The organism is Sphingomonas sp. dw_22 (assembly GCF_018449795.1).
In the GTDB taxonomy this organism is placed as follows: domain Bacteria; phylum Pseudomonadota; class Alphaproteobacteria; order Sphingomonadales; family Sphingomonadaceae; genus Sphingomonas.
In genome coordinates this window covers 32,151-44,238 of record NZ_JAAVVE010000021.1, presented here as the reverse complement: position 1 = coordinate 44,238, position 12,088 = coordinate 32,151, and the positions used below count along the sequence as shown (strand labels likewise).

The following is a 12,088-nucleotide window of genomic DNA, read 5'->3' as shown; positions in this document are numbered from 1 at the left end:
CTACTGGCCTACAGATCATACCACTCCCCTTGCCATTTATATTATGATATGAATAGGGGTATATCCAACGTGGCAGGGTAAATGCCAGCGATAATCGGGCATGATTCGAACGAGGAGACGGATGTGGGCGAGGGCGTTTCGAGGCGGGATTTCTTCCATTGCGCGGCGTGCGCGGCAACGGCGGTGGGCGCGACGGCACTGCCTTCGACGGCCTGGGCCAGCGCCGCTGCGGTCGCGCTCCGGGGCGAGGAATCGCTGCACGAATTTCCCTATGGCGCAGTGAAGCTGACCGGCACCGGCCGGATCAAGGAGCATTACGACCGCATCCACGCGCATTATCTGGCGCTCGACAATGATCGCCTGCTGAAGGTCTTCCGCCAGAATGCCGGGTTGCCGGCGCCCGGCCCGGACATGGGCGGCTGGTACGATGCCGACGGCTTCGTGCCGGGCCTTGCCTTCGGCCAATATGTCTCGGGCCTGGCGCGCCTCGCGGCGGCGACGGGCGACAAGGCGGCGCATGCCAAGGTCGCGGCGCTCGTGGAGGGTTTCGGCGAGGCGATGGTCAAGGCGCAGAATCCCTATGCCGGCAAGAACGCCCAGGCGCAGTGGGCGGCCTATGTCATGGACAAATACGTCGTCGGCCTGGTCGATGCGTATCAGCTCAGCGGCGTCCAGCGGGCCAAGGAGCTGCTGCCGGTCATCATCGACAAGTGCATGCCCTATATCTCGCCGGTCTCGCGCGATCGGGTGGGCAAGGTCGATCCGCCCTATGACGAGACCTATGTCCTGTCGGAGAACCTGTTCCACGTCGCGGACATCACCGGCGACGAAAAGTATCGCGCGATGGCGGTCCACTATCTCCTCAACAAGGAATGGTTCGATCCGCTCGCGGCCGGGCAGGACGTGCTGCCGACCAAGCATGCCTATAGCCACACGATCGCGCTGAGCTCGGGCGCACAGGCCTATCTGCATCTCGGCGATCCCAAATATCGCGAGGCGCTGGTCAACGCCTGGAAATTCATGGAGCCGCAGCGCTTCGCCTCGGGCGGTTGGGGGCCGGAGGAGCAGTTCGTCGAGCTGCACAAGGGCAAGCTGGCCGCGACGCTCAAATCGTCCAAGGCGCATTTCGAGACGCCATGCGGCAGCTTCGCCGACATGAAGCTGGCGCGCTACCTGATCCGCCTCACCGGCCAGCCGGTCTATGGCGACGGGCTGGAACGCACGCTCTACAACACGATGCTGGCAGCGCGCCTGCCCGACAGCGACGGCGACTATCCCTATTATTCGAACTACGGCCCGAACGCCGACAAGCTCTATTACCAGAAGAAATGGCCGTGCTGCTCGGGGACGCTCGTGCAGGGCGTCGCCGATTATGTGATGGGCCTGTATTTCCACGATGACGACGCGCTGGTCGTGAACATGTTCGCGACGTCCGAGGTTACCTGGGATCGCCCGGGCGGTGCGGTCGAGGTGGTGCAGGAGACCAGCTATCCGACGACCGACGCGACGCGCCTCACCGTGCGCAAGGTCGGTAACGGCAGGTTCGCGATGAAGCTGCGCGTTCCGGCCTGGGCCAAGGGCGCGACGCTTGCGGTCAACGGCACGTCGCAGGCAGTGACGCCGGGCACGCTCGCAACGATCTCGCGCACCTGGAAGGCCGGCGACACGGTCGATCTGGTCCTGCCGCAGACGCTGCGCACGCTCGCCATCGACGATCAGAACCCCGATCTCGCCGCGGTGATGCGCGGTCCGGTGATGTATGTCGGCCTCAATCCGTGGGACGGACTCGAGAATCATCCGATCGCGCTGCCCGGCGCGCTCGCGCCGGTCCCCGGCCAGCAACAGGCGTACCGCGCCGGCGTGGACGGGCGCGACCTCGTGTTCGTGCCCTATTTCTCGGTCGATACCGAGCGCTACAACACCTATTTCAAGGTCGCATGATGACCGACCGCGTCTACGCCACTTATTGGATCGAGACCGCGTTCCCGCTCGCGCAGGCGGCGGAGACGATGGCGGGCGAGCAATCGACCGGCACCTTCGTCCGCGTGCCGGGCGAGACCGAAGCGCTCCGCGAGGCCCATGCCGCGACGGTCGAATCGATCGAGGAACTGGGGGACGCCGAGAGGCCGTCGCTGCCCGGATCGGGTTTGCCCAAGGGCGGCGGCGACGGGCGGCGGAGGACGGCGCGCGTCGTCCTGTCCTGGCCGGTCCATAATTTCGGGCCGTCGCTGCCGAACCTGCTCGCGACGGTCGCCGGCAATCTCTCGGAGCTGAAGGCTTTTTCGGGGCTCAAGCTGCTCGACCTCAAGCTGCCGCCGATATTCCTGACGCGCTATCAGGGGCCGCAGTTCGGCGTGGCCGGCACGCGCAGGCTCGCCAATGTCTATGACCGGCCGATGATCGGCACGATCATCAAGCCGAGCGTCGGGCTCGATCCCGAAGCGACGGCGGCGCAGGTCAAGGGCCTGCTCGATGCGGGCATCGATTTCATCAAGGACGACGAGCTCCAGGCCGACGGCCCGGCCTGTCCGTTCGATGCGCGCGTCTCGGCGGTGATGCGCGTCATCAACGAACATGCCGATCGCACCGGCAAGAAGGCGATGTATGCCGCCAACCTGACCGGCGACATCGACGAGATGCTGGCGCGCCACGATCATGTGATGGCCGAAGGCGGCACCTGCGTCATGGCGAGCATGAACTCGATCGGCCTGCCCGCGATGAAGGTGCTGCGCGCGCACAGCGAGCTGCCGATCCACGGCCACCGCAACGGCTGGGGCATGCTCGGCCGCTCTCCCGCCATCGGGATGAGCTATGTCGCGTTCCAGAAGCTGTGGCGCCTGGCCGGCATCGACCACACTCATGTCAACGGCATCGACAACAAGTTCTGCGAGGAGAATGACAGCGTGATCGCCTCGGCGCGGGAATGCCTGACGCCGATGTTCGATCCGCCCAATCCCGGCTGCGAGATCATGCCGGTCTTCTCGTCCGGCCAGTCGGCGAAGCAGGCACACGCGACCTATGCGGCGCTGGGCTCGACCGACCTGATCTTCGCCGCGGGCGGCGGCATCCTGGCGCATCCCGGCGGACCGGCAGCGGGCGTGACCGCGCTTCGCCAGGCATGGGACGCCGCCGTGGCAGGCGTGCCGCTCGACCAGGCCGCGCGCGAGGCGCCCGAGCTGCGGGCGGCGCTGGGAGCATTCGGGGGGTGACGCCCCTTTACGGCTATTACGGCGACGATTTCACGGGCTCGACCGATGTCCTGGAGCAGCTTGCCGAAGGCGGCGTTCCGGCGGTCCTGTTCCTGCGCAAGCCCGATGCGGCGCTACGGGCGCGTTTCGCCGATGTGCGCGCGATCGGGCTCGCGGGGGACAGCCGGAGCCGTTCGCCCGAGTGGATGGACGCGAACCTGCCCGAGGCTTTCGCCGCGCTCGGCGACGCGGCGATCGTGCACTACAAGACCTGCTCGACGTTCGACAGCGGCCCGGAGACGGGCTCGATCGGCCGGGCGATGGAGATCGGCGCGCGCGTGTTTGGCGGGGTCGTGCCGATCCTGGTCGGCGCGCCGCACCTGCGTCGCTATGTCGCGTTCGGCAATTTGTTCGCGGCGGCCGGCGACGAAGTCTATCGCATCGATCGCCATCCGACGATGTCGCGCCATCCGGTGACGCCGATGCACGAGGCGGACCTGCGCCGCCATCTGGCGTTGCAGACCGACATGCCGGTGGCGCTGGTGCCGATCGACCGCATCCATGCCGGCGAAGCGGCGGCGGCTTTCGATGCCGTGACGGACGGCGCCGTGCTGTTCGACGGGATCGACATGCCGGATCTTGCGGCGGCCGGCGCGGTGCTGTTGTCGAGAGGGTCGCGGTTCGCGGTCGGCAGCTCGGGCGTGACGCGCGCGCTGGTGATCGAATGGCAGGCGAACGGCACGATTATGGCGCCGGCGGAGCTTGCCCGCGCCGAAGCGGTGGATCGCTTGCTTGTCGTGAGCGGCAGCTGTTCCCCGCTCACCGCTCGGCAGATCGCGTGCGGTGCCGCGCAAGGTTATGTCGGAATCGGGGTCGATGTTGCGGCATTGCTGCGCGGTGAGCATGGCGAGGAGGATCGGCTCGCAGCGGCGGCCGAAGCTGCCCTGACCGAAGGCGGACGCTGCGTGATCCATTCGGCGGAAGGCCCGCTTGGCGACGCCGCGCCGGCAGCCGGAGACCTGTTGGGCGCGGCGCTGGGGCGCGTCGCGCATGCGGTGATCAAGCGCCAGAGCCTGCGCCGCATCCTGTTCGCAGGCGGCGACACGTCGAGCCATGGCGTGGCCGAGCTGGGCATCGACGCGCTGACCTGGGCGGCGCCGATGGAACGTGGCGCGCCGCTGGTCCGCGCGCATGCCTCGGATGCTGCGATCGACGGCCTGGAGCTGGTGCTGAAGGGCGGCCAGATGGGCGGCGAGGGCTTTTTCGAGACCGTGCGGCGGGGCCGCTAAGCCCGCAGCCCGGCGGGACTCCCTCAGAGGCCCGCCGGCGCTGCCTTATGGTCGAAGCCCTTGGTGCAATCGATCAGCACGAAGATGCCCGCAGCGATCAATACCATCGCGGCCACGCCCTGCAGCGGCAGGTCATAATTGCCGGTGGCCGTGACCATATAGCCGAACGCGACCGAGCAAATGAAGCCGCCCAGATTGCCGGCGGTGTTCATCACCCCGCTGGCGGTGCCGCCATAGCGTCCGCCGATCGCCATGCACATCGCCCAGGCGGCGGGGAGCATCAGGTCCATGACCATGAAGGCGGCGCCCGCCAGGAAGACGATCGCGATCTTGCCGGTCGCCAGGCTCATCGCCACGAGCAGCGCGGCGGTGATCGTCAGGCACACGCTGGCGATCAGGCGGTAGGCGCGGCGGATGCCGATGCGTTCGGCCAGCCTGTCGCACAGCACGCCGCCCGCCAGATTGCCGACGATGCCGAGCAGGAAGGGGATCGATCCGTAGAGGCCCATCTCGGCGACGGTGAAGCCGGCGCCCTTGACCATCCAGGTCGGGAACCAGCCGAAGAAGAACCAGCTTCCGAACGCATAGAAGAAATAGGCAAGCGCGATCAGCCAGAGCTGCGGCAGGCCGAGCAGGCGCCGCCACGGGGTGCCCGCATGGCCGCCGCTATCGTCGGTGCCGATCTCCGCGACTTCTTCTGCCGTGATCCCCGGCTGGTCGGCCGGCCGGTCGCGATACCAGCCCCGCCAGGCGAGGGCCCAGACGAAGCCCAGCACGCCGAGGATGACGAACACCGCCTGCCAGCCGAGATATTTGTTCGCCGGCACCAGCAGCAGCGGCGCGAGCGCGCCGCCGAAGCGGCTCGCCGCCCAGATCACGCCCTGGCCGCGTGCACGCTCGCGTGCCGGCAGCCAGCGGTAGAGCACGCCCGACATGTTGGGATAGGCGCCGGCCGCGCCGAGGCCGAACAGGAAGCGCGCCGCCGCCAGTTGCCAGAAATTGCGGCATACCGCCGTGATCGCCGTGAAGAACGACCACCAGAGCGTGATCCGGGTGAGTTCCTTGCGATAGCCATGCTTGTCGCCCATCGCGCCCGAAGGGACTTCGAACACCGCATAGGCAATGACATAGGCGCTGAGGATCCAGCCCCATTGCTCGGGGCTGATCGCCAGATCCTTCTGGATCGTCGGGCCGGTGACCGCGATCGCCAGCCGATCGATGAAGGTGATGATCGACAGGGCGGCGAGGAAACCGAGAACGACGCGCCGCTTCTTCATTTCGCCAGGCTCGCCAGTATGTCGCGGGCGTGCTCCATGCCCAGCTCGGGGCTGGAGAAGACCGGCGCGGCCACCGCGCCTGCGGGCAGGCTCGCCACGACGCGGGCCATCGATGCCTGGGCGAGCAGGATTACGTCGACACCCTTCAGCCCCTCGGTCAGCGCCTCGCCGACGATGCGGTCATGGGTGGCGCCGTCGCCGGCCATCACTGCGTCGAAAGCACCTTCGCAGAGATATTCGACGATCTCGACGTCCTTGCCCTGCTCCTCGGCCACGCGGCGGACCAGGTCGGCGGTCGGCTTGAGCGTGGTGGACAGGGTGGCGACAACGCCGATCCGGCGCCCGGTCGCGACTGCCTTCTCGGCCATCGGCCGATCGACGCGTAGCACAGGCTGCTCATAAAGCTCGGCCGCCATGTCGACTGCCCGGCCGATCGAGGAACAAGTGACCAGCGCGGCGTCGCACCCGGCATTGAAGGTCGAGCCGACCAGGCGGATCACCTGGCGCATCGTCGCCTTCTGGAGATGGCCCGCGGCGATCGTGTTCTTGATCGTGCTCTCATCGACGAAATGCAGGATCCGCACGTCCGGCATGATCCTGGCGGCGATTTCGTTGAACACCGGCGCCAGCATCGGCGAATTGTGGATGAGTCCAAGCGTGGGCACGGGCAGTTCCTCTTTGGATTATAGCGTGAAGCGGTAGTCGCCCGAGCCGAGCTCGAAGCGGATGAGATCGCCGTCGCGGCGCAGGTTCCGGATGTCGGGATGGCCATCGATCGCGCGGCCGCTCTCGCGCCAGGCGCGGGCGGGCAGCTCGACTTCGGCGACGGCATTGGCGGGCACGGTGAGCGACAGGCTGGAGAGGCCCTGCGCGTCGCCGTTCACCTCGGTCGCGATCGTGCCGATGCACGATTCATATCGGGCGGAGACCTTGCCGACCGCGGGCAGCCAGACCGGCCGGACCGCGATGCGGCGGAAGCCGGGCGCGGCGGGCGCGATGCCGGCGAGGCGGCGGTAGAAGAAGCCGACCACCGCGCCGAGCGCATAATGATTGTAACTGTTCATCGCGAGGTCGCCGACATCGCCGTTCCAGCGTTCCCACACCGTCGTCGCGCCCTTGACCGGCATATAGCCCCAGCTCGGATAGCCGGTCTGGAGCAGCAGGCCGCTCACCACCTCCCATTCGCCGGCATCGGCGAGCACGTCGAGCAGATAGGGTGTGCCGAGGAAGCCGGTGGAGAGCTTCATGCCGCGCCGGCGGATATCGGCGGCGAGGATACTGGCCGCCGCGCCGCGCTGCGTGGCGGGCGTGAGGCCGCAATGCAGCGCGAGCACCTGGCTGGTCTGGCTGCCGTTGCCGGCGGTGCCGTCGGGCTTGAGCAGCGATTGCGACGCCTGGACGATCCGCTCGCGCAGGTCGGCATAGCGCCTCGCGTCGGCAGTGCGGCCGGTGGCGACCGCCATCTCGGCCATCAGCGCCGCCGACCATGCCCAATAGGCCGTGGCGCACAGCACGCGCGGCGTGGTTTCGTCGTCGGGCTTGACCGCGTCGACCGAGAGCCAGTCGCCCAGATCGAGCCCGCGGTCCTTGCGCCAGATAAAGTCGGGATTGTCGCGGGCGACATAGGCCGTCCAGCCCTCCATCGCCGCCCAGTTCTCGTCGATCACCGCCGTGTCGCCATAGCGCTGCCACAGGCGATAGGGGAGGATGATCCCCGCTTCGCTCCAGCCGGCCGTTACCACGTCCGGGAAGGAATTGGGCTGCGGCACGACGATGGGGTAGGCTCCGTCCTTGCGCTGTGCCGCGCGCACCTCGAGGAGGAAGCGGCGGATGAACGGATCGACCTCCATGTTGAAGGCGGCCGCGTCGAGGAACACCTGGATGTCGCCCATCCAGCCCATGCGCTCGTCGCGCTGGGGGCAATCGGTGGGCACCGCGAAGAAGTTCGAGCGCTGGCTCCATTCGGCATTCTGCCAGATCTTCTGGAGCAGCGGCGCGGCGAAGCGCATCTCGCCGGTCGTGCGGCAGGCGCTGTAGACGATGACGCCTTCGATATCGGCGGCGGTCGGCGTGCCGGGATAGCCCTCGATCTCGACATAGCGGAAGCCGTGATAGGTGAAGCTCGGCTCGAACGTCTCGCCGCCGGGATCGCCGGCCAGCACGAACCGGTCGGTGGCGCGGGCGAGGCGGAGATTCTTCTGGTCGGCGGTGCCGTCCGGGTTGAGCAGCTCGGCGAAGCGGGCGGTGATCGCCTGACCTGCCTGCCCCTTGGCCTTGATGCGGACCCAGCCCGAGAAATTCTGGCCGAAATCGAAGACGAACCGCCCCGGCTGCGGCTCGGTGATCTTGGCCGCGCGGCGCGTGTCCATCGGCCGCAGCGGCGGCGATACCTGCGCGACCAGCCTTGCCGCCGGCGCCGCGCCGCGCTTCGCCCGGGGCCAGGCGGCGGCGTCGAAGCCCGGCTTGTCCCATCCCGGCGTGCGCAGGCGGGCGTCGAACGTCTCGCCGTCATAGATCTCGGACTTGACGATCGGCGAGGTGCCGATCCGCCAGTCGGGGCCGGTCGCCACCCAGTCGTGCGTGCCGTCGGCATAGTCGAGCCGGAGCTGCGCGCACAGCCGGCGCGGCGCCGGGCCGAAGCCGTAGCGCTCGATCCGCCAGCCGAAGGGGCTGGCATACCAGCCGTCGCCGACCACGAAGCCCAGCACATTGTCGCCGGACGCGATCAGCCTGGTGACGTCATGGGTCTGGTAGAGGAGGTGGTCGCGCGCGACGGTGATCTCGGGCGCGAGGATCGCATCGGAGACGCGCTTGCCGTTGATCGATGCATCATAGGCCCCGAGCGCGGTCGCATAGAGCCGCGCGGAGACCACTTGCTTCTTCGGGCGGAAGGCCGTGCGCAGCAGCATCGCGGGCTCGGACGGACGCGGATCGCTGTCGGCGTGCGAGCCGCTCTTTTGGGGGACTTCCCAGCCGCCGGTGTCGAAGCCGGGCTCGGTCCAGCCTTTGGGTGCGTTCGGCAGGACGCGCCAGGCCGGGCCGCTGACGATGCGATCGATCCGTCCGCCCTTGCGGTGGAGCCGGATCAGCGCCGCGAAGGCGCCGCCGTCGACGGGGAAGAAGCCGGTCGTCTCGGCCTCGACCAGCGCGCAGACGCTGTTGCGGCCGGGGCGGATATTCCCCTCGAACGGCGTGAGCGAGCCCCAGAAGGGCAGCATCGTGTCCCAGCCCAGCCCCAGCGGCAGCGCATCGGGGTTCTTGCTCTCGCCGTTGATCCACACCCCGCGCATGTGATCCTTGCCGGAGATCAGGATCTCCGCGCGTTCGAGATCGGCGGGGGCATCGAAATCGACGCGGAAGGCATGGGGACGGGAGTCCAGCGCCTTTTCGGTCCAGACCCATTGCACGCCGGCCGCGCGATCGCCGGCGGCCAGGGCGTCCTCGGCCTCGATCCAGTCGCCGCGCCAGTCCGCCGGGGCATAGAGGCCCGTCTCGAACCATGCCGGCGCGGAGCGCGCCTTGCCGCCGCGGCTGTCGGTCACCTCGACGGTCCACGACACGCGCTGCGTCGATTGGAGGGGTGCGCCGCCCCAGACGATGTCGAAGCTCGCGTCGGAGGCGATGGCGCCGCTGTCCCAGAGGTCCGTCTTGCCGGGCGCGGTGCCGGCGCGGATGCGGTAGCTGGCCTGCGCGGCACCGCGGCCCGGCGCTTCGATCCGCCAGGACAAGCGCGGCTTAGCGACGTCGGTGCCGAGCAGGTCGGCGATATGCTCGGCGCGCAGATCGACGACGGCGAGCGTGGGGGCCGCTGCCCGGGCGGGCACGGAGGCCAGCGCCGCGACGGTGCCGGTGGTGGCCAGGAATTGGCGGCGCGTGGTCATGCGTGTGATCCCAACATGTTGCCGTACCCGATGACGACGGTGGCGAATACGAGCAGGAAGATGCCGAACCACACCATCGCGCGAACCCGTGGGGCGGCATCCTTCCATTCGCGGAAGGCGAAGCCCCAGAGCGTGCCGAAGATGATGATCGAGGCCATGTGCAGCGTCCAGGAGGAGAAGCCGAAGCGGCCCATCTGGCTCTCGCCCATCGTGTAGAAGAAGAACTGGAAATACCAGAGCGTGCCGCCGAGCGCGGCGAGGAGATAGTTGCGCAGCAGGGGCGGAGGCGCGCCGTCGGCATCCGCCGCGGGTCCGGCGCGGCCGATGAACTCGCCGGCGCTGCGGTTCCTGACGATCAGCCAGCCGCACCAGGCCGCATTGGTGATGAGCCCGCCGAACATGACAAGGCACAGGGTCGGCAGGCCGGTCCAGGGCGGGCCCGTGCCGGCGGCCGCGGAAAGCGCCTTGACCGGCTCGCCCGCCGCGAGTCCGAAGGCGAAGCAGGACGACATGATGCCGGAGAAGACCGCGACGGCGACGCCCTTGCGGAAATCGAACTCGGCGACGGCGGCCGCCTTCTGCTCGGGGGAGAGCACCGCATCCTTGCGCGCGCCCGCAAGCGCGACGACGATGATGCCGAGCAAGGTGATGCCGAGGCCGAGCAGGATGAACAGGCCGCTCGGCGTATCGAGCAGCTTGGCGGCGAAATCGCCCTGGAAGATCGGCGGGATGATCGTGCCGAACAGGGTGCACAGCCCGAGCACCACCGCCATGCCCAGCGACAGGCCGAGATAGCGCATCGTGAGGCCGTAGGTGAGGCCGCCAAAGCCCCAGAGCATGCCGAACAGCACGCACAGGCCGACGGTGCGGCCGGGCACCTGCGCCATCACGCCCATCAGGTCGTGGGTCTGGACGCCGGCGAACGTCCAGGGTGCGATCACCCAGGAGAAGATGCCGCCGGTGATCCAGAAGATCTCCCAGCTCCATCTCCGGATGCCGCGATACGGCACGTAGAAGCTGGCCGAGGCGAAGCCGCCCAGCCAGTGGAAGAAGACGCCGAGAAGCGGGTTAGCGGGCATGAAGCTGAATTCCCCCAGATCGATCGGGACGGAAGGCGATGTCGAGGCGGGATGCGGGCGCTGTCCGGAAGGCGGCGCGCACTATCGCAGGCCGCGGCAGGCGGGCGGCGAGAGCCGGGAATAGGGGCTGGTCGGCAGGGCCTGGGAACCGGGATGAGCGTCGACGAACGGTATTTCGGGCACTCGAACTCTCCCAGATCGCGGATGCCGCCTCTTATGGGCGGGCTGCCGCCCGATTGTTAAAAAGGGATATAATATGAAGAATAAACCGGGGTCAATCGATGGAGACCCGCGCTTCCCCCAACCGGGTGAGGCGACAAAGGCTTTGCATCATCGCATGGTCCATGTCTAGAATAGTAATATAATATTGAGGAGGGGTTCGCGTGCGTCTCGTACAGCTTCGTATCGACGGTAAGCGGGTTGTCGCCGCGTCGCAGGGCGGTGATGCCCGGATCGTCACCGGCACCGATTCGGTGCGCGCGCTCGCGCTGGCGGCCATCGAAGCGGGGCGCTCGCTGGCCGAAGAGGTGGCGGCGCGGTCCCTTGGGCGTTCGGTCGATCTCGCGGCGGCGCTGGCCGCAGGCGATGTCCTCGCGCCGATTGACCATGACGACCCCGCGCACCTTGTGCTGACCGGCACCGGGCTCACCCATCTCGGCTCGGCCGATGCGCGCGACAAGATGCACCAGGCGGCCGCAAGCGGAACCGAGACGGATTCGATCCGCATGTTCCGGATGGGCCTGGAAGGCGGCAAGCCGGAAGGCGATGCGCCGGGCGTGCAGCCCGAATGGTTCTACAAGGGCGACGGAACGGGGCTGATCGGCCCCGGCAGGCCCCTGACGTCGCCCTCCTTCGCGCTCGATGGCGGGGAGGAGCCCGAGATCGCCGGCATCTACCTGATCGGACACGATGGGCGGGTGCATCGCATCGGCTTCGCGCTGGGCAACGAGTTTTCGGATCATGTGACCGAGCAGCAGAATTATCTCTACCTCGCGCATTCCAAGCTGCGCCAGGCCGCGATCGGTCCCGAGCTTCTGGTCGGCGCGCTGCCGCAGGACATTCGCGGCACCAGCAGCCTGGTGCGCGGCGGCGAGACGATCTGGTCGGCGCCGTTCCTCTCCGGCGAGGCGAACATGTCTCACAGCATCGCCAATCTCGAATATCATCATTTCAAATATGCCCAGTTCCGCCGGCCGGGGGACGTGCACATCCATTTCTTCGGCACGGCGACCTTGTCCTTCGCCGCCGGCATGCGCGCCGCTCCGGGCGATGTCTTCCGCATCGAAGTGCCCGAATTCGGCCTGCCGCTGGAGAATAAGCTGGCGATAGCGGACGAGACGCAGCATCGCGTGCACGCGCTCTAAAAAAACAGAA

At 67.9% G+C, this 12,088-nt stretch carries 8 protein-coding genes; 4 read left to right on the top strand and 4 right to left on the bottom strand.

Features of this window, described 5'->3' with window-relative positions:
- Nucleotides 1-81: 81 nt before the first annotated feature.
- The 3 genes from HB724_RS11235 to HB724_RS11225 are packed head-to-tail and all read left to right on the top strand — an operon-like array spanning nt 82 to nt 4,477.
- Nucleotides 82-1,941 (top strand): beta-L-arabinofuranosidase domain-containing protein, encoded by a 1,860-nt coding sequence (locus HB724_RS11235; protein ID WP_213981024.1) that lies wholly within the window; start codon nt 82-84, stop codon nt 1,939-1,941.
- Nucleotides 1,941-3,209 carry a ribulose-bisphosphate carboxylase large subunit family protein gene (locus HB724_RS11230; RefSeq protein WP_213981023.1) on the top strand — a complete coding sequence of 423 codons (1,269 nt, stop codon included), beginning with the start codon at nt 1,941-1,943 and terminating at the stop codon, nt 3,207-3,209. The genes HB724_RS11235 and HB724_RS11230 overlap by 1 nt, the downstream gene beginning before the upstream one ends.
- The gene (locus tag HB724_RS11225; RefSeq protein ID WP_213981022.1) at nt 3,206-4,477 is read left to right on the top strand and encodes a four-carbon acid sugar kinase family protein; all 1,272 of its coding nucleotides are present in this window, start codon (nt 3,206-3,208) and stop codon (nt 4,475-4,477) included. The genes HB724_RS11230 and HB724_RS11225 overlap by 4 nt, the downstream gene beginning before the upstream one ends.
- A gap of 23 nt (nt 4,478-4,500) precedes the next feature.
- On the opposite strand, the gene HB724_RS11220 is transcribed toward HB724_RS11225, so the two are convergent.
- Genes HB724_RS11220 through rhaT form a run of 4 tightly spaced genes read right to left on the bottom strand, consistent with a single transcriptional unit; the run spans nt 4,501 to nt 10,714 of the window.
- On the bottom strand, nt 4,501-5,754 hold the full coding sequence (locus HB724_RS11220) for an MFS transporter (RefSeq protein ID WP_213981021.1): 1,254 nt from the start codon (nt 5,752-5,754) through the stop codon (nt 4,501-4,503).
- Nucleotides 5,751-6,419, bottom strand: coding sequence for an aspartate/glutamate racemase family protein (locus HB724_RS11215; RefSeq protein ID WP_213981020.1), 669 nt, complete (start codon nt 6,417-6,419; stop codon nt 5,751-5,753). Before HB724_RS11215 ends, HB724_RS11220 begins: the two co-directional genes overlap by 4 nt.
- 18 nt (nt 6,420-6,437) lie before the next feature.
- Nucleotides 6,438-9,635, bottom strand: a complete 3,198-nt coding sequence (locus tag HB724_RS11210; RefSeq protein ID WP_213981019.1) for an alpha-L-rhamnosidase — start codon at nt 9,633-9,635, stop codon at nt 6,438-6,440.
- On the bottom strand, nt 9,632-10,714 hold the full coding sequence (rhaT, locus tag HB724_RS11205; protein WP_213981018.1) for an L-rhamnose/proton symporter RhaT: 1,083 nt from the start codon (nt 10,712-10,714) through the stop codon (nt 9,632-9,634). The genes HB724_RS11210 and rhaT overlap by 4 nt, the downstream gene beginning before the upstream one ends.
- A 383-nt stretch (nt 10,715-11,097) precedes the next feature.
- Here rhaT and araD1 point away from each other — a divergent pair, with 383 nt between their 5' ends.
- On the top strand, nt 11,098-12,078 hold the full coding sequence (gene araD1, locus HB724_RS11200; protein WP_213981017.1) for an AraD1 family protein: 981 nt from the start codon (nt 11,098-11,100) through the stop codon (nt 12,076-12,078).
- Nucleotides 12,079-12,088 lie beyond the last annotated feature (10 nt).